Source organism: Paenibacillus residui (assembly GCF_042677205.1).
Taxonomy (GTDB): Bacteria; Bacillota; Bacilli; order Paenibacillales; family NBRC-103111; genus Paenibacillus_L; species Paenibacillus_L residui.
The window spans coordinates 1-18,287 of record NZ_JBHTIU010000077.1 but is presented as its reverse complement, the minus strand read 5'-3'; the positions used below and the strand labels follow the sequence as shown (position 1 = coordinate 18,287).

The 18,287-nt window shown below is 51.1% G+C and carries 18 protein-coding genes; 2 read left to right on the top strand and 16 right to left on the bottom strand.

Annotated elements, in window-relative coordinates:
- Positions 1–282 precede the first annotated feature (282 nt).
- The 16 genes from xylB to ACFQ03_RS19430 form a co-directional block, all read right to left on the bottom strand.
- Entirely contained in the window at positions 283–1,812 is a 1,530-nt protein-coding gene (gene xylB, locus ACFQ03_RS19505; RefSeq protein WP_379290309.1) for a xylulokinase, read from the bottom strand.
- 16 nt (positions 1,813–1,828) lie between these two features.
- Positions 1,829–2,572, bottom strand: coding sequence for a sugar isomerase domain-containing protein (locus tag ACFQ03_RS19500; RefSeq protein ID WP_379290307.1), 744 nt, complete (start codon positions 2,570–2,572; stop codon positions 1,829–1,831).
- A 13-nt stretch (positions 2,573–2,585) separates the two neighbouring features.
- Complete coding sequence (locus ACFQ03_RS19495; RefSeq protein WP_379290305.1) at positions 2,586–3,329, bottom strand: MBL fold metallo-hydrolase; 744 nt, start codon at positions 3,327–3,329, stop codon at positions 2,586–2,588.
- Positions 3,326–3,799, bottom strand: a complete 474-nt coding sequence (locus ACFQ03_RS19490; RefSeq protein ID WP_379290303.1) for a RidA family protein — start codon at positions 3,797–3,799, stop codon at positions 3,326–3,328. The genes ACFQ03_RS19495 and ACFQ03_RS19490 overlap by 4 nt, the downstream gene beginning before the upstream one ends.
- Before the next feature lie 5 nt (positions 3,800–3,804).
- Positions 3,805–4,869 carry a Gfo/Idh/MocA family protein gene (locus tag ACFQ03_RS19485; protein ID WP_379290301.1) on the bottom strand — a complete coding sequence of 355 codons (1,065 nt, stop codon included), beginning with the start codon at positions 4,867–4,869 and terminating at the stop codon, positions 3,805–3,807.
- Position 4,870: 1 nt separating this feature from the next.
- Positions 4,871–5,674 carry a carbohydrate ABC transporter permease gene (locus ACFQ03_RS19480; protein ID WP_379290299.1) on the bottom strand — a complete coding sequence of 268 codons (804 nt, stop codon included), beginning with the start codon at positions 5,672–5,674 and terminating at the stop codon, positions 4,871–4,873.
- 12 nt (positions 5,675–5,686) lie between these two features.
- Positions 5,687–6,580, bottom strand: coding sequence for a carbohydrate ABC transporter permease (locus tag ACFQ03_RS19475; RefSeq protein WP_379290297.1), 894 nt, complete (start codon positions 6,578–6,580; stop codon positions 5,687–5,689).
- 216 nt (positions 6,581–6,796) lie between these two features.
- The gene (locus tag ACFQ03_RS19470) at positions 6,797–8,131 is read right to left on the bottom strand and encodes an ABC transporter substrate-binding protein (RefSeq protein WP_379290295.1); all 1,335 of its coding nucleotides are present in this window, start codon (positions 8,129–8,131) and stop codon (positions 6,797–6,799) included.
- Positions 8,132–8,191: 60 nt separating this feature from the next.
- A complete protein-coding gene (thrC, locus tag ACFQ03_RS19465) occupies positions 8,192–9,340 on the bottom strand; it encodes a threonine synthase (RefSeq protein ID WP_379290293.1) in 1,149 nt (382 codons plus the stop codon).
- Between the two features lie 91 nt (positions 9,341–9,431).
- Positions 9,432–10,637 carry a M20 family metallopeptidase gene (locus tag ACFQ03_RS19460; RefSeq protein ID WP_379290291.1) on the bottom strand — a complete coding sequence of 402 codons (1,206 nt, stop codon included), beginning with the start codon at positions 10,635–10,637 and terminating at the stop codon, positions 9,432–9,434.
- Complete coding sequence (locus tag ACFQ03_RS19455) at positions 10,634–11,581, bottom strand: sugar phosphate isomerase/epimerase family protein (protein ID WP_379290289.1); 948 nt, start codon at positions 11,579–11,581, stop codon at positions 10,634–10,636. Before ACFQ03_RS19455 ends, ACFQ03_RS19460 begins: the two co-directional genes overlap by 4 nt.
- 32 nt (positions 11,582–11,613) lie before the next feature.
- Positions 11,614–12,345: a GntR family transcriptional regulator gene (locus ACFQ03_RS19450; protein ID WP_379290287.1), complete on the bottom strand. Its 732-nt coding sequence runs from the start codon at positions 12,343–12,345 to the stop codon at positions 11,614–11,616.
- Positions 12,346–12,733: 388 nt separating this feature from the next.
- Complete coding sequence (gene sigJ / locus ACFQ03_RS19445; protein WP_379290285.1) at positions 12,734–13,609, bottom strand: RNA polymerase sigma factor SigJ; 876 nt, start codon at positions 13,607–13,609, stop codon at positions 12,734–12,736.
- Positions 13,599–14,906 (bottom strand): phytoene desaturase family protein, encoded by a 1,308-nt coding sequence (locus tag ACFQ03_RS19440; RefSeq protein WP_379290283.1) that lies wholly within the window; start codon positions 14,904–14,906, stop codon positions 13,599–13,601. The genes sigJ and ACFQ03_RS19440 overlap by 11 nt, the downstream gene beginning before the upstream one ends.
- Before the next feature lie 126 nt (positions 14,907–15,032).
- Positions 15,033–15,530 (bottom strand): GNAT family N-acetyltransferase, encoded by a 498-nt coding sequence (locus tag ACFQ03_RS19435; protein ID WP_379290281.1) that lies wholly within the window; start codon positions 15,528–15,530, stop codon positions 15,033–15,035.
- A gap of 182 nt (positions 15,531–15,712) precedes the next feature.
- On the bottom strand, positions 15,713–16,174 hold the full coding sequence (locus ACFQ03_RS19430) for a hypothetical protein (protein ID WP_379290279.1): 462 nt from the start codon (positions 16,172–16,174) through the stop codon (positions 15,713–15,715).
- 113 nt (positions 16,175–16,287) lie between these two features.
- Between ACFQ03_RS19430 and pdxR the strand changes: the two genes are divergently transcribed.
- Positions 16,288–17,697: a MocR-like pyridoxine biosynthesis transcription factor PdxR gene (gene pdxR / locus ACFQ03_RS19425; protein WP_379290278.1), complete on the top strand. Its 1,410-nt coding sequence runs from the start codon at positions 16,288–16,290 to the stop codon at positions 17,695–17,697.
- A 263-nt stretch (positions 17,698–17,960) separates the two neighbouring features.
- A complete protein-coding gene (locus ACFQ03_RS19420; protein ID WP_379290311.1) occupies positions 17,961–18,266 on the top strand; it encodes an RNA polymerase sigma factor in 306 nt (101 codons plus the stop codon).
- The last annotated feature ends 21 nt before the right edge of the window (positions 18,267–18,287 follow it).

The following is an 18,287-nucleotide window of genomic DNA, read 5'->3' as shown; positions in this document are numbered from 1 at the left end:
AATATTTCTTATCCATCGTCCCGATGGATAACCCTACCAGCTTACACAAACTTCTTGACGCTACCGCCATGCCATTAAACGATATTCGTGTATTTTTGCAGGCTTTTCCCTTACAATAGGCGTTTTCCGTGAAAAAAGATGCACTTTTGCTTCTTTTGTGAGCAAAGGTCGGCATGCGCGCATAGGGACTGACCTAACATCACGCGAGGGGCCAGTGCTGAAATTGCTAAATCTGCCGCACCCAAATTCACTAGATCCGGAACAAATGATCGTTTATTTATGCTACTCGCCAAGCAGCTCCGAATCCAGCTCCGTATAGTACTCATGCAGCGACCGATACACTTTACGGTACTTTTCATATAGGACGTTGTATCTCCTATGCCGCTCCCCATCGCTGTCCAGCCGCTCTCCCTCCCGAACGAGCTCGCGGGAGATCGATTCCAGCGAGTCAAACAGGCCGGCGCCGACACCGGCAATGGCTGCAGCGCCTAAGGCGGAGGCATCGCTTGTTTGCAGCAGGACCATCTCGCGGCCGAGTACGTCAGCGATCATCTGGCGCCAGACCGGATTGCGGCTGCCTCCTCCGCCCAAGTAAATCCGTCGGGGAACTTGGCCCATGGCGGCGAAGGCTTCGACGTTCTCCCGGATGTTGAAGGCGATGCCTTCCATAATGGAATGCAGCAGCAGCGCCTTGTCGCGATGATGCGTCAAGCCGATCCATGCCGCCCTGTCGCGGGGGTCGAAATAAGGCGTCGAGCTTCCGACCAGAAACGGCAGGAACAGAAGCCCCCCGCTGCCGCAAGGGATCTGCTTCATCCGTTCGCTCAGCCGGTCCAACCGCTCATAATCGCCCGCATTCATAGAATCGCGGTCGAACAGCAGCTCATACCCCCACTGTACGCCCAACCCTCCAGTAAACACGCTGCCCATCGCATACATCGCCGCGGCTGCGGCACTCGGATGAAACGTCACTTGCCCGGCCACACCAACATGCGTATCCGGCACACGCATAATGATTTGCGCTGAAGTACTCAGCGTAATCGCCATGATATCGGCTTCCAGGGTTCCCGTGCCGATCTGGGTGCAGGCGATATCCGCCGCTCCCGTGAACACGGGGGTACCTGCAGGCAGGCCGGTCAAGACGCTGACCTCGGACGTTATCGTTCCCGCTGCAGATAGAGAATCGGCGGCCTCAGGAAACAGATCCACACGCAGACCAAGGTCCCGGATGAACGTCTCGTTCCATTCCCGTCTGCGCACATCGAACAGCAGGCTGTTGCCCGCATCAGTCGGATCCGTTCCTAGACGGCCCGTCAAGCGGAAGCGTACGTAATCCTTCGGAAACACAAGCTTATCCGCTTTCCGGTACAAATCGGGCCGCTGATCCCTCACCCACATCAGCTTCGGAGCCGTGAACGCATCAAGGGGGACATTGCCGGTCAAGGCGATCGTTCGATCCCGGTAATGCTTCATTAAATAACGGGTTTGCTGTTCCGATCTCGTATCGGCGATAAGAATGGCAGGCATGACCGGTGAACCGCACTCGTCCAGCAGCGTCAGCGCGCTCATATGACCGGATAACGAAACGGCTTCGATGAACGCATCCTCAGGCAGTGCCGACAAGCATTCCCGAACCGACTTCACCACTGCCGCCCACCAATCTTCCGGCCGCTGCTCCACCCAACCGGTATGCGGCGATTGGATCGGATAGCTGTGGGATGCCGAGGCGATTCGCTTCCCGTTCCGGTCCATCGCCAGGCATTTGACGGAAGTCGTGCCGAGATCGATTCCCATAACCGCACTCATTGTCATTCCGGTTTCCCCCATTCTAAAGATGCTTGATCCGCTTTCTGTACTTTTCAATATACTTAAGGTTTTGTTCGAAACCGCCCGGAACGTTCCCGCTTCGGAATACGGGAGGTTCGATGCCCTGCTCTGCAAGCTTACAAACGGCCATCGTCATCATCATATTTAAAATCGTTGCGCCGATCACCGTTGAACCCGGAGACATCCGAATATCCGTTCCCGCTACTTCCATCAATGCGTCCCCGTGCGGCAAATGATTGTCAATGACCAGATCCGCGACTTCGTACAGCTTCCTGCTGGAGGAATGCCGCGGGGCGTCCTCATAATAAGCGGAGGATACGATCGCGATCACATATAACCCCTTCGCTTTGGCTTCCATCGCCATATCGACGGGAACCCCGTTCACACCTGAATTGGATAAAATGATGATCGGTTCGCCCGGCTTGACGTCGTAATTGTTCAATATGTGTGCCGCATATCCTTCCATTCGCTCGACCATGGAGCTTTTGACAGCGCCTTCATGAAGCATGACCGCAGTGTCCAAAATCGGCTGGATTGCCGCAAGCCCTCCTGCCCGGTAAAACACCTCCTCGGCCAGCATATGTGAATGTCCGCACCCGAAAAGGTGAACAAGCCCGTCGCGGGCGATCGTCGCGGCTACTTTGTCTGCAGCCTTGTCGATCGCTGCGCTTTCCTTCTCTATTATTTCATGAATATGGCTAATAACCTTCTCCGCGTACTGCTTCCCTGCCTTTTGCCCAGCCAAATTCCTCAACTCCTCAAACGATATTTATCGGAACGCCCATCGCCCGAAACGTGTCGCGCGCCAGTCGAATATGTTCAGATCCGCGTTTTAATGCAGGCTGTCCATGACCCGGAAGCAGCATGTCGACTGTATATTGCCCAAGTAATTCCATGCTGTCAGCTAGTTGTTGGAGATGAAAATCGCGAGTATGAATCATCGAAATCCTTCCATTATAAAAAACCGTATCGCCTGAAAACAAAACCGCTCTGCCGTTCGGCATCGTTACATGAAAAGAAGTATCGAACCGCGAATGTCCGGGAGTATGAAGAACTTGAACCCGGCAGTTCCCTATTCGGAAATTCTCCTTATCTTCGAATAGCCGGTCCACAGGGCAGCCCGAAAATAGATAATCTGGCGGGTAGAAGCCGTTGCGGCGGGCTGTCGGCAAATCAATAGCTTCCTCATCGCCAAGCATAAGAGGTTCGGACGCTTGCTTCAGTACGCCCACTTTAGCTCCGGATATACGCCGCCATTCCGCTGCACCGCCCGCATGATCCGCATGCAGATGGGTCAGCCAAATCTCGGCCAGGTCCCCGGCTCGTAACCCCTCGTCCTCCAGATGCTCTCGAATCTCATTATGCGACAATCCGGTTCCGGAATCGATCATGACAAGTCCATCGCCCGAATCGAACACATATACGTTGCAATCGCTCGGATGCGTCCAGTCGAAACCAAGCCGGCCGCTCCCGATTAAATAGAGACGTTCGTCAATCTTCATTCGGCCTTCACCTGCACGATCATCTCCAGCTCGACCGGAGCGCCGAACGGGAGTTCGCTTGTGCCGAGTGCGGCGCGAGCATGTTTTCCCGCTTCGCCGAACACTTCGTGCAGCAGCTCCGAAGCCCCGTTGACAACAAGCGGCTGCTCGCCGAAACCGTCTGCTGAACGAACGTATCCCATCATCCGCACAATTCGCTCTACCCGATTCAAGTCACCGAGTACAGCCTGCATCTCGCCGATACAGTTCAGCGCAGCGAGCCTGGCCGCCCGTTGGCCTGTTTCAACGTCCAGATCGTCGCCGAGCCGGCCTGTGTACTGCATGACGCCGTTCACTTCCGGCGTTTGTCCGGATATAAACAGCAGATTCCCCGTAAGTACCCCGGGCACGAACAGGAACCGGGGCGGTACTTCTGGAATCGTCAAACCCAACTCTCTGATTCGCTCATAGATATCTATTCTATCATTCATAGGATTTAACCTCCCACCCGAACCGGTTCCCCGGTTTTTCCCGACGTGACAATCGCCGCGGCGATCTCCAGGGCATGAACGGAATCGGCCAGCGGAACAATGTCCGACGGCCGATGGAGCCTGACGCATTCCACGAAATGAGTCAGCTCTGCACGAATCGCGCCGCCGACCTGTTCGTGCTCTGTCGGCCACAACGTGTAATCCGGTGTATAGCAGCGTTCATCGGTCCAGATCGAAAGCCCGGATTGCAGCGTTGAAAATTTCGCCATACTGCGCTGTCCGACAAGCTCGATCTCCGCATCGATGGTACCGTCAAGCTCCAGCGTGTCCGTCATATTATGCGGTCCGTTCCCCGGAATAGTCCATGACGATTCCAAGGAAGCATGCAGCCCGTTTTCAAAGGTTAACAGCGCGGAGAAATGGTCCGGATACGGATATCCGCTTATATTTCGTTCGACGGTATATACGCTTGTACACCGTGCGCCCGCATACCACAGGAATAAATCCAGGTCGTGAATGCCCGATTCGTAAACCGGATGCACTCTTTTGCCAAAATGCTCAAACCAGCTGCGGCTGAACTGGCGTTTCGCCCGCATATGAACGAGTTCTCCCAGCTGCCCCCTATTTTGCGACCGTTTCATTAAAATATAGGGCAGAGCAAAACGGCTTATATTCCCTACCATGACAAGCTTGCCGGTACTGGCCTGCAGCTCCTCGATCTTCCGCCCCTCCTCGCTGGTCAGTGCAAGCGGCTTTTCAACGAAGACGTGCTTGCCATGCTGGAGCGCCAGAATGACGAGCCTGCCGTGGGTCGCTTCATCGGTGACAATATCGACTACGTCGAGCCCGTCATCCCTGATTAAATCCTCAGGACTTGCATAATCTCGGGAAGTCGGGTATTCCCCCGCGATCCGTTTCGTCAATTCCCGGTCCAAATCGCATACCGCAGCAATCTCCGCGCCGTCGATTTGGCTGAATACCTTCAGGTGCAGCCTGCCGAATCTCCCTAACCCAATGACACCGATCTTGACTGACTGTTTGATCGACCGCATATCTACCATTCCTTTCATCTTATTTCACGGCTCCGGTCGTTAGTCCGCGCACGAAAAACTTGCCAACGAAAGCGAAGAACACGACGACGGGCAGCAGTGTCAGCACCGCACCGGCGGTCGTCCAGCCCCAGCGCACCGTGTATTGGCCCATGATCGCTTTGAGCCCTACGGGCAGCGTACGCAGCTGATCGCTGGAGATGAGAACCGATGCATAAGCGAACTCCGTCCACGATGTAATGAATGCATAAATCATAATGGTTGCGATGCCCGGCATAATGAGCGGCAGAATAATTTGCATCAGCGTCCGCATGCGTCCGGCCCCATCGATGGAAGCCGCCTCGTCCAGTCCCACTGGAATTGCGTCGAAAAATCCCCGCATAAGCCAAACAGCAAACGGTGCCGAGAACGTCACGTTCATAACGATCAATCCCCAGAGTGAATCGACGAGACCGATATTGCTCATCAATTGGTAAACCGGAACGAGCAGCAAAATGCCCGGAAAAATATACGATGCGAGAATAAGCCGGTATACGAACAATCTTCCCGGAAATTTCATCCGGTAAATGGCGAAACCGGCCGGTATGACAATCAGTACGGTACATACGAGCGTACCTAGCGAGACGAGAATGCTGTTCCACAAATTTTGCAAATACGAGGTCATTTCGAGCAGCTGCCGGTAATGCTCCAGCGTAAATGCTTTAGGAAACAGATCCGGACTCAAAATTTGATCCGCCGGTTTGAAGGAGGAGACGATAACCCAGTAAAAAGGGAAGACGACGATCAACGCGAGAATTAAACTGAACAGCCATTTCAATACTTTCATGCTATCACCCTCCTACTCTTCCTTCGGCGAAGCGAATTTAATGAACACGGTTGCAAAGACAAGCAAAAGCAGCGAGGTTATTACAGAGGCGGCGGATGCTTTACCCAGTTGGAACGACTGGAACGCCATTTGGTAAATATATACGGGCACTGTCGTCGTAGCTCCGGCCGGCCCTCCAGAGGTTAAAATATGAATCAAATCAAAAATATTAAAGCTCCACAATGTTCCTACGAGACCTAATGCGAATAGAATCGGATTGAGCTGCGGAAATGTAATTTTCCAAAATTGCTGCCATTTGTTCGCCCCATCGATCGAGGACGCCTCGTACATGTCCTGCGAAATAATGGTCAGCCCCGCTAGCACGATGACCGTCATGAACGGGAACCAGTGCCACGTATTGATGAAGATCAGAATGGGCAGCGACCAGAACGGATGGCCTAGCAGATTGATCGGCTTGTCGATCCAGCCGAAGGACATCAGAGCGTCGTTGAGAATGCCATAGCTCCCGTTAAATATCCATTGCCAAAAAATACAGACGACAATTGTCGGAATAACCCACGGGATGATAACCCATGTGCGCAGCCATTGCCGGATTTTGCCGGGGCGGTTCAGCAGCAGGGCGATCGAGAACGCCAGGACAGTCTGCAGCAGTCCGTTGCCGAGCACCCATATCAGGCTCTTGCCCCATTTGCTCCAATATTCTGAAGAAAAAATGAGTGTTGTATAATTGTCCAGTCCTACGAAACTGCCGCTCGTTCCGATGAACCCCGTGTTATAAAAGCTTTCCCTGACGACTTGAAACAAAGGAACGAAAATCGTTACAACGATCCAGGCCGTTATCGGGAGCACAAGCAAATAGGGAAGCACAGGAATATTCTTTCTGGACCTAGCTGTCTTGGAATTCATGCTCTCACCTCGGAACGTGTGATGAATTTCCGCAAGGGAACTCGCGCTCCCTCACGGAAAAGACTTGCAATTTCATGCTGATTGTCAGAAGATATTATTATCTGTTCCATTGCCGTGTGAACAGAAACCTTTGGAGTGGAAATCGCGCAGATTGCTGTCGTTTCCACTTTTTTTTGTTTTTCTCTCTATCTCTTGTATTAAAATTCATATCCGCCATTACTTCACCGCATCTTCCATTAGCCGCTGCCCAATCTTCACGGCTTCCTCCGGCGACTTGCCGCTCGTCATGATCATTTCCAGCGTTTGCGCAATGAAATTCGGTCCGGCGATTTTTCCAATCTTGCTTGCCACTCCGTCGGTGAAACCGAACAGATAGCCTTTCTGGGAAGCGTCGAGCAGCACCTGCACCTGGTCCTTGTACTTGCTGATTACAGGATCATTCCAGAAGCTTTCTGCCTTCGCACCATCTTCGGTTACCGGCAGGAACAAGCCTGGCTCCGCGTTAATGAACTTCCCGTACGTCTCCGGTTCGTACAAATAATCGAAAAACTCGGCAATCGCCTCTTTCTTCTTGGCGTCTTTCGTCAGCACCATAATGCCGTTAGAATAGTAGATGCTGCCTGGTTCGCCTCCATCCGCTACCGGAATCGGCGCCACCCCAAGATCGGAAGCCGGGCGTCCGGACTCGGATTCGAACGTGGCCAAATACTGTCCTTTCTCAATAGCCATCGCCGATTGGCCGGTGTTTAACTGCGCCTGCGGTTCGCCCCATTGGTACGTATTGCTGTCCGGCGGCGAGAAGGCGAGCAGCTCCTTGTACATTTCGTACGCCTTCACCGTATTAGGGTTATCGAACGTTACTTTGTTATTTCCGTCTATGACCGACTTGGCCCCTGCCGTCACCAAGAAGCTGTACAGCACCTGGTCGGTCGCCATCGATTTGGAGGCCGGAAGTGCAATTCCATACTTCCCGTCTTTGGTTAGCGTTTTTGCCGCTGCAAGCAGCTCGTCCCATGTTTTCGGCGCCTGAAGCCCTTCTGCATCCAGCATATCCTTGCGATACCACAGCACCTGGATCATTCCGAATACCGGCACGGCCCAAGTTTTGTCTTCATATTGATACGGGGCAAGCGACGCTGTAAGAAACTTGTGCTTCTCATCGAGCTTCTGCACGATATCGTCAACAGGCTGAACAACGTCTAATTCTTTCAGCAGCGTCGTATAATCGGGAATCGTAAACAAAAGGTCAGGCCCGTTGCCCGCTTTAATCGATGCCGGGAATTTCGAATAGGCATCCCCCCAGCTTTGAACCTGGGCTTTCACTTTGATGTTCGGATGCGACTGGTTAAACTCCTCGACCACTTCTGCAAACCGTTTGACCCGGTTCGGCGGCTCTTCCATATGCCATAGTGTAAGCTCGGTGACCGCCTCGCCATTGCTGTTTGGACTCCCGGCAGGCTGACCCGAATTGCCGCCGGATGAGGAACATCCCGCCAATAGAGCAGACACTGCCATGGCGCCGGCCAAGGTGGATGCTAAAACTTTTTTCATTGCATACCCCTCTTTTCCATAAAGTAACTGCTTGTTTCCTAACATGTAAGGACACAAATCCTACTCCGTTTCTTTCGTACCATGTCCGGTTAATACGAGAACGACGGAATCCGACTCGCGGACAACCCTTTGCTTCAACAAAATTTTGAGAGCAGTCAACGTTGATGCGGAGGCATTCTCCACGTAAAGCCCTTCCTGTCTCGTCAGCCATTCCTGATCTCCCAGTACAGCCTCATCCGGAGCAGCAACGACTTGTCCACCCGATTCACGGATGACCTTCAGCGTCCGGCTTCCGTCAGCAGGATAGCTGCTGAGCGGATCGGCAATTGCGGATAACATCGTCTCGGGCGCTTCCCAAGGCTCTACTTCCGTCTTGTCTTGAGCGAACGCTCTGGCAATCGGAGCGCAGCCTGCCGCCTGTACCCCCACTAACCGGGGAATGGTGTTAATCCGTCCGGCTAAACGCAGTTCGAGAAACCCCCGGTATACGGAAACCAGGAGCGGTCCTGCCCCAATGGGAATGATCACCCAATCCGGAACCTCTTTCATTTGCTCAACCAGTTCATAAGCCAGCGTTTTATGGCCTTCCACTGCAAACGGATTCAGGAACGTCGACGTCAGGTTAAACCAACGCTTCCGCTCGGCAACTTCCTTTGCCAGCAGGTAAGCATCGCTGAAGGTGCCGTCCACCTGATGCAGTGAAGCTCCATAGCGTTTCATTGCATACAGCTTGGCCCGAGGCGTCGATTTCGGAACAAACAACGTGCATGGCAACCCTGATTTGGCCGCATATGCTGCGGCGGATACGCCGGTATTGCCGGTGGAAGCGGTCACAACGGCCTCTGCACCAAGCTGGCCGGCCACCGTTAAAGCGACCGATAAGGCACGATCTTTAAAAGAAAGTGTCGGATTCACCGTTTCGTTCTTTAAGAAAACGTTTGCAAGCGATAGTGCCGATTCCAGCCTATTCGCCCGCAAAAGCGGTGTGCTGCCTTCTCCGAGCGTTACGGGCGCGACATTCGGCCCTACGGGAAGCAGAGGTTTGAATCGCCATATCCCGCTGGCCATTCCGGCATTCTCAAATGAAAATTTGCGAAAAATACGGTTATAATCATATTCCGCCATCAGGCTGTTCCCGCAAGCTTCACATTGATACCGGATCGTTGATTCATGCCATTCTCCGCAACTGCTGCATCTTAATCCGAGCAATAACATATCTTCCCCCTTTCCCGAGTCTCTACTATATTGTGTTACGGCCTTTACACGTATAAATGCCGGGTACACCATCAAATATGCACTGCTAACAAGGCGAAGCCTCTTCCTTCCGGACGCAGAGCCGATAAACCGCCGCTGCATACATCATATAGGCAGCCCATAATTGCGATCTTGACACATACTCGTTCGAGGAATGCGCTTGTGCGATGAAGCCCGGACCGCAAACGACCGTTCCCATCCCGCCTATATGCTCAAACATTGCCGCCTCGGTCCAAAATTGCAGGCCGACCGGCTCCGGAGCCGCCGTCTGGAAATGCTCGGCATACGCATGCGATAACAATGAAATGAGCGGATTGGCGGAAGAGGTCTCGAATGGTCCATGCGGAACACCGTGGAAATTGTCAGACACCCGTATATTCCCGCGCATGTTATCTGACTCCGCGGACAGCCCGTCAAGAAGCTCCTGGAGCTCACCAATCACGCTCTCTTCGGATTCGCCGGGGATCATCCGTCTCTCGAATCGGATCCGGCAGTTATTCGGTACAATGACCGGGCGCGTTCCGCCCTCGATCATACCGATATTGACCGTCGGAGCTCCAAGCAGCGGATGCAGCTTTTGCTTTAATGAAGGGATGTACGTTTCTTGAATCGCCTGAATCCAATCGCTCGCGCGGTAAATCGCATTAACGCCTTCATCCGGCACACTTCCGTGAACGGAAAGTCCTGCGAACTCGGCCTCGCCCCACAGCACGCCCTTATGCGCTATGCCGACCTGCATGCCCGTCGGTTCGCCTACGATGGCATAATCGCATCGAAATCCGGAGCGGAGCAGCTTATAGGCTCCGGGACTATAGGTCTCCTCACCTGCCGTAGCGACAAAGCACACATCCCCGGCCAGCGAAACGCCGCTTCGTTGTACCGCCAGCAAAACCGCGAGCATGGAAGCAAGCGCCCCCTTCATATCCGTGGCACCGCGTCCGTAAATCCGGTCGTCAGCCACCCTCGGCCGGAACGCATCCTCCATATCGTAAGCGGGCACGGTATCCAGATGCCCATTCAGCATCAGGCTCGGACCGGAGCCGTCGCCTCTTACACGGGCGATAACGTTAAACCTGCCTGCAGGCGCTTCCATAACGAATGCTTCGATCCCGGCCTTATGGCACCAAGCCGCAATCCATTCTGCCAAAGGGCGTTCAAGTGCCGGTGCTTCCTCATGGCTCTCCAGTTGAATCAGGTTGAACAGCAGCTCCTCCAGCTCAGCCTGGCTTACGTATTTTGACAACGCTCTCAATTTGCTTTGCCCCATCCGTATTCTTCGAGGAATTCCTTGGCTTCTGCGGCCACCCGGTCGAAATCCGCCAGCCCGATTCCGGAAGGCTCCCCTACGCCGAATAATCCGCCGGCTTGCCAAGCTTCCCATTCCACCGCGTTGAAGTGTTTATAACCAACCGACTTGAGCGCATCAGCCATCTCTTGAAAGTCGACGAAACCGCCTCCAAACCAGACGTGCTGAGATTGCATAATGTTCGGAAATCCAACTTCATCCTTCACATGCACATTGCGGATGCGGTCGCCAAGCTGCTCGATCGCTATCTTAATCGGCATCCGCGGTTTCACCGTCGTATAGAACGTTCCAACGTCTACGCAGGTGTATACGTTCGGACGATCCACCAGCTCAATTAGTTTAATCATCGTCTCCACTGTATTGGCGATTGTGCCCTGCAGCAGCTCAATGCTGACGTCGACGCCTTTGCCTTTGGCATAGTCCGCCGTTTCTTGAATAGCTGTAACTGCCTGATGCCAAGCTTCTTGTCGTGTCATCAAATTGTAGAGCGGCGGATCGTAGTATCCGTCTCCAAGCAGGGTAACCACCGATTCCGCCCCCATGTCTGCGGCAGCGTCAATAGCCTTCTTGAATTTGGCGATCCCGTTCTCCCGATCGAAATATCGCGGGGAGACAAACGTCGTATGCGCCCCGATAGAAGCAAAGGCAATGCCCGTTTCATCCATCGCTTTGCGAACATTCTTCACCGTTTCGGTGTATTCATGCGGACGAAGCTCCATAATTTTTGGGAAAATGACGTCAAACCCTTCGTACCCGTACGACGCGGTCTGGCGAACGCACCATTCCAGGGGCTTGTCTCCCCAAGAGTTCCATGCGGGTCCACAAATTTCCAGCCGGCCCCAAGGCATGTTCGGCCAAATTTCGAACGATAATTTCAGATGTTCTGCCATAAAAAATACCTCCTGTTTGTAAATTATCGCTACTATGTCAATTCGTAACGATCAGCTCGATAGATACAGCGCGCGAATTCGATAGGTTCGCCGTTTTCCAAATACGTGACCCTCTCCATCAGCAGCGCCGCATCGGTTGGATCAATGTCCAAATGTGCGGCTTCCTCCGGTGTACACGTAGCGATTTCAATCGTTTGTGACACGCGCGTCAGCCGGAAGCCGCATACCTCTTCGAGAATTTTATAAATCGACCGATTTTCGAAATTCTCGTTAAGTAGCGGGGATGCCTTGTCATAGATCAAATGCACCTGCTCCAGAGCGATCGGCTCGTTATCAGCCGTCCGGATGCGGATAATCTCGATGATCTGCTCCTCTTTTGACAGGCCAAGCTGTTCCTTCGTCTTCTGCGGTGCGGGGATAACGTTCATCGCCAGCAAGCGTGAGCCCGGCTTGAGATTCAGAATATCGGTCGAGAAGCTCGTCAATTTGGCCAAGCTTCTTCCGGATGGAGGCTGGGTAACGAATGTTCCGACTCCGCGCTGCTTGCGCAGAAAACCTTCGTGCACCAGCTCGTTAATGGATTGCCTGACGGTCATGCGGTTAATCTGGAACTGCTCGGTCAGTTCCCGCTCGGAAGGAATCAATTGTTCCGGCTTCCACACCCCGCTTTTGATTTGATCTTTAATATATTCTTTCAGTTGGTAGTAGATGGGTACGATGCTGTTCTTATCGATAATACCCTCGGTTTGCGGACTTTTCTCCACATGTATCGCTCCCTTAACATCATAAATATCAAAATTTTCCACATGGCTATATATAAACATATACTTGTCTATACCAGTTGTTGAATAGAATTATAAACAATAGTTGAAAGCGATGTCAATAGCTTATTTAGAGCTTCTTCTGCTGTCACATTTTCCGTGAACAAATCACCCTCCTACTTTGATCATACGACATTCATGCAATATTTCGTTTGATATACCAAGAATCGTAGTGGGAGCAGCCGTTTTTTCTTATAATATTGCTGCATTACTTTAAAGTTTGACTTTAATGTAGGTTGAAAAAGGCTCCTGTCGGAGCCTTTGACGAACGGAATATTTGCCGCTGATTGTACGATACTTCGGTTATTTCACACTAAGACAACCTACGGCCTTACTTCATGCGATTAAAATGGGACAGTTTATCTGGATTCATCACGACAAAAAGGTCAGATAGCTGATCACGCAAATAATGAAACGTAATCACTGCGAAAATCATCTCTCCGACGACTAATCGTATTCCCGGCATGCCGTTGATTTCACTAGTTTCATATCGAGTTCCAGCAGGAATCTCATCCTTAATACCGATGAAGTAACGAATAATTTTTTCCGAACCTTTTATTGGACGGAGTGCCGCTTTTACCTTGCCTCCTCCATCCGTGTAAAGTACGGTATCCGAGGATAAAAGTTCAATGAGCAACCCTATATTTCCAGTCGTCAACGCCTCGGCAAATCGTTCAGCGAAAGCAGCTTTTTTCTCTATAATTTCCGGGTTCCGATCAGGCAATGGGCCGATACCCTTCTTCGCCCGATGAAATATTTGCCGGCAATTTGCCGTGCTTTTGTCAACGATCTCGGCAATTTCATCAAAACGATAACGAAACACTTCATGCAGCAGGAATACAATCCGTTCTGTCGCGGAGAGCTGTTGCAGCAATAATAACCCGGCAGTAGAAAGGGATTCTTTCCATACCATTTCCGCGAGAGGATCGTTCTTCTGAAACTTATCGGTATTAACAGGCTCCGGCAACCATGTACCGACATACGCTTCTCGCTTTCTGCTCGACGATCGAATGAAATCTACACAACGATTATGAACCGATCTACACAAATAGGATTTGACATCTCGTACTTGCTGCGGCGGTTTCTCTTCCCACGTCAGGAACACTTCTTGAACAATATCTTCCGCATCTGTGACGCTCCCCAGAGTATGATACGCTAACGACAAGAGCAATGGTTTTAAATCGCTATATAACTTTTCACTCTGCAACGCGCAATTCTCCCCCTCTCGAACGATTGTCCGCAATGATCGCTTGAGCCGCTCTTTTGGCACTGGCAAACGACGCATCCGCCAATAGTTCTCCATGCCCGGTCCAATCTCCTGCCACATACAGGCCATGTATTTCCGGAATCGCCGGACCGTAATAAACACCGCTTTTATCCACCGTGTTGAAATCATGGGCAACCGTCAAATTCGGCAAAAACTGCCTGGCTATTTCCTCTTTTCGCCACCCGGGTTGTACGAGATCCATTGCTCTTTCCAACTGCAACAGGTCCGCTTCAGGTTGGCTTTCACTCATTCCAAGATGTTTTATCAGGTGGACGACGACAGAGCCGTCATCGCTAAGCTTCGCAACAGTAGACGGGATGTTATAGAAGAACGATTGATCCAGCCAAAATCCGGCAATAAAGTTGGAACCTCTATCAGGCAGACGGTGCAAAACAAGATCGAGACATGCGGCGCGGATCGGTCTAACGGCGTCTTTCCACTTGGAAATGGATGTGCTGTCCGCGTTTTTCACCAAATTATACGCCTCCTTCGGACCGGCAGCGATCACCACATTAGGAGATTCGAACGTATCGCCGTCAGTACACCGGATACGTCGAACCATCCCGTCATAGTCAACTTCGACCGCTTTTTTCTGCCGAATAATCGCGACGCCTGCGCGGACGGCCCGTTCTCTTAAATCATCGATTAGCGCTCCCCACCCCCCATCGATATAGAAAGCTTTTCCGCCAAATGTTCGTTGAAGCTGCCGAACGGCAGGACCCGCAAGATGAAGTTCAGGGTGAGGAACGAAGGAGTTAGCCCGACTCACCGAATAAATTACGTGCCTCAGCATTGGATGCCGAATTTCCCGTTCCGCCCACTCCTTCAAACTGATCTGCCCGATCCGCTTCGGATCAATTTTGCCCAGCTTAAGCATGAGGCGGGCAAGCTCCGTCTTTTCCGAGAATGAGAACAGCCTGGATGCGACTAGTTGCAGTGGTTTTGATGGCAGCGTATAAACCCGGTTATTCCACATTGCTCCCGCCGAGGCGGGAGGGTAGGCGCCTTTCAACTCAACACCTAATTCGCGCAGAATCGCCTCCCCTGCCCCATCCCGATAAAATGCATGTACACCCAAATTAAGCGCTGCCCCGCTTTTTTTGACGGTAAGCGCACGACCGCCAAGTTGATTTGCTTTTTCCAGTACCATTACGGATAGTTCAGCCCTTGCCAAATAAATCGATGTGGTTAAACCGGCAAGTCCGCCGCCAATGATCACCACATCATACTGTCTCATGATGGCCACCTCACTTTTTACGAACAAGACGTTTCCCTGAAGTAAAATGTGACACTTTCATAAGAAAAAATCATCAAACGTCGGGTCCGGTATACTTACCGTCGGAACCGCATTCAAGCGGGCCCTCTACTTTCCCCGGTGAAATCGGTTATCACATAGAACGACTGATGTTTCGACCTGCCTCTCCGGCACATTCCAATATTTATGAAGCAGGCTTCTTTTTTCATCCCTATTAACCAGAGTAAAGCCGTTCTTGACATAGAAGGAAATCGCCCAAGCTGCGGATTCCCATGTCCCTATCAGAATTGGTTTATCTGTAAGCTGTCTAATATGATTTAACAGCTTGGTTCCGATCCCTGCCTGACGACTGATCGTTTGTACATAGGCATGGCGAATCAGGGCCACCTCGTTTTTATCTTGAATTCCCATGATACCGCAGAGCTGCCCGCCGTCTTCAAATCCCCAGAAGATGACACCGTCCTCCATCTCTTGGGCGAGTTCATGTCTGCTCATGTACGGCTCCTTATAACGATCCTCCGGAATTACACCCCCGTACGCTTGGGCCGAATCGTTTATTATTTGGTATATACGCTCTTCATCCGTTTTTTCACACAATCGGATCATCTTTTGCCGGTCTCCTTTTTAGTATCGAATCTCGTGCCTTGCCTCATGAACATTAACCATATCCGCAATAGCGCCATAAATGTTCGGAGCATGCTCGGCCAACCGATGACACAAGTACAAAAACCAATCGGTTCCATAAGGCAGATATACTCTGGCCGAATACCCTTTTTCTTTGAATTCCTTCAGCCTTTCTGCCTTAACCCCGTACAGCATTTCGGTCTCCACGAAACCATGATGCTAATTCCGTGCTCCCTGCCTTCTTTCGCCAAAATATTAATATTGTCCGCCGCTAAACCCCGGTCCACCGTTAAACCAATGTGCGACAAGTCGAGACAAACGGCAGCTTCCAGCGATTCGCGGGCGATTTCTTTGATCAATGCGGCGAATTCCTCTCTCGCCTTCACACAATCTTCGGCAGATGGCGTATTTTCACCTATGTACTCAATCGATACCCGATATCCTCTGGATGCCAGTAATTTGGATTGTTGAATCCCTTCTTCCCTTGTCTCCCCTGCAATGAACCGTTTTGCCGCCTGCAGGAGCACCGGGTACATGACTTCCGATTGGCTGAGATAGGCTTTTAATTGCTGGTTCCGCGCGATGCTTTTCAGAGCGTCCGCGGCCCGCTTTTCCATTTCCATCATCAAATGATCCTCCCTACTTCCTTTTTCAAAAAAGTTTAACATGATAAACTGGTTCTAATAAGAACCACATTTTTAAGATATTAGGGGTACCACTTCGTGAGGGAGATGAGAAAATGGTTTGGGTTGCAGTAGACCGCAGGTTAAATACGCCATTGACCAAGCAAATCTTTCATCAGCTTCAATCCAAAATATTGAACGGAGACCTTAAGGCCGGTCAGGCGCTGCCTTCAACCCGCCAGCTGGCGGCCGATTTGCAAGTGTCGAGAAATGTAGTTTTGGAAGTTTACGAGCAATTGATGGCGGAAGGCTACCTGGAAGCCAGGCAGGGCTCGGGGACTTTTGTCGCCGAAGGGGCGCTGCTGAAGCACCCCCTAACATTCGAGTCTTTGCCGGATTCGATCAAACATACGGGGACCAAGATGACAGAGGATATCGTTAATTTTCGGTCGGGCATTCCGGCTTTGGAGCTTTTCCCCCGGAAACATTGGGCGCGGCTTGCGCAGCAGGTATTATCCGATACGCCGGGCCGGAGCTTTGGATACGGTTCTCCCGAAGGCAGGTATGAGCTTAGAAGCGCTATTGCCAAATATTTATACAGAACTCGGGGAGTGCGCTGCCACCCGGACCAATTGGTCATTACTTCCGGAGCCACCCAGGCGATTACCCTTGTCGCTAAATTACTTGTAAACCCGGGTGATCACATCATGATCGAGGACCCGATCACGAACGATATCCAAACCATCTTCACGTCCTGCGGTGCCCGCCTGATCCCTCTTCCCGTCGATCATTCCGGAATTGCAGCAGATCGGTTAGTAACCGGCGCATATCACGGATCCGTGTATGTCACCCCTTCGCACCAGTATCCGCTTGGTTCCATTTTGCCTATTCAACGAAGGGTGCAGTTGATTGAATATGCCCGAAATACCGGCAGCTATATTGTTGAGGACGATTACGACAGCGAATTCCGGTACGAGGGCCCTCCTATCCATTCGCTGCAGTCGCTGGACCCAAGCGTCGTTATTTACATCGGAACCTTCAGCAAAATTCTCTCCCCCGCTCTAAGAATAGGTTATTTGATTCTGCCCTATCCGCTCGTTGAACGGTGCAGGATGCTCAAATGGTTCAGTGATCTGCATACTCCTTCTTTGGAACAGCTCATCCTTGCGCGCTTCATCGAAGAGGGATTTCTGGAGCGGCACATCCGGCAAATGAAGAAGGTTTATAAGCAGCGAAGGAATTTCCTCAGGAAAGTATTAGGGCAATGTTTTGGAGACAGCGTCCAGGTAACTGGTGACTCTACAGGACTTCACTTGATTGCCGAGTTTACGGGTATACGATTTACAAATGAAGTTCTGGAGCAAATGTTGGGCGCCGGCGTTTCCGTACATGGTGTCGAAATGCACGCCATACAGAAAGGCAGGCACGAAAACCGAATTATTCTGGGCTATGGAAACCTGGAAGAACAACAGATTGAAAAAGGAATATCGAGAATCAAGCATGTTCTTGACAATATTAGGAAATGAAATCAGCTTCAACACGATTGCGCTCAAAGGCGGCCGACTGATCGTCAGCCGCCTGAGTAATTTCTGCAGATATACGACAGGCTTGAATTACATTTCCTAAGGACATGTTTCAATTTCCTCGACTGATTCTGTTCCCCCTTTGTTATGGATATGCGTCCTTCCAAAATTGTTCGAGGCCGAAAAAAATATCAAAAAAATTAAGCCAAATTGTCAACCGGATTGTCTAATAGGTATAAAACATAAAAAGGAAAGGTTGAACTCCAATCAATCAGTTAGTAAAAAAAGCTCAAAATGGTGACCACAAAGCCTATATCGAACTTTTTCAAACCTACGAACAAGACATTTATCGCATGGCCTATCTATATGTCAAAAACAAGAATGATGCGATGGATGTGGTTCAAGAGGTGGCCTATCGTTCTTTTAAAAGCTTGGGCACACTGGTAAATCCGCAGTTTTTTAAGACATGGTTGATCAAAATTACAATAACTTGTGCCCTGAATGTGCTGAAACAAAAAAGGAAGGTGTATAATGGACTAAGAAAATTAGACAGCAAAAAAGGAGTTTCTTAGTTGTATGGCAACGATGAGGAG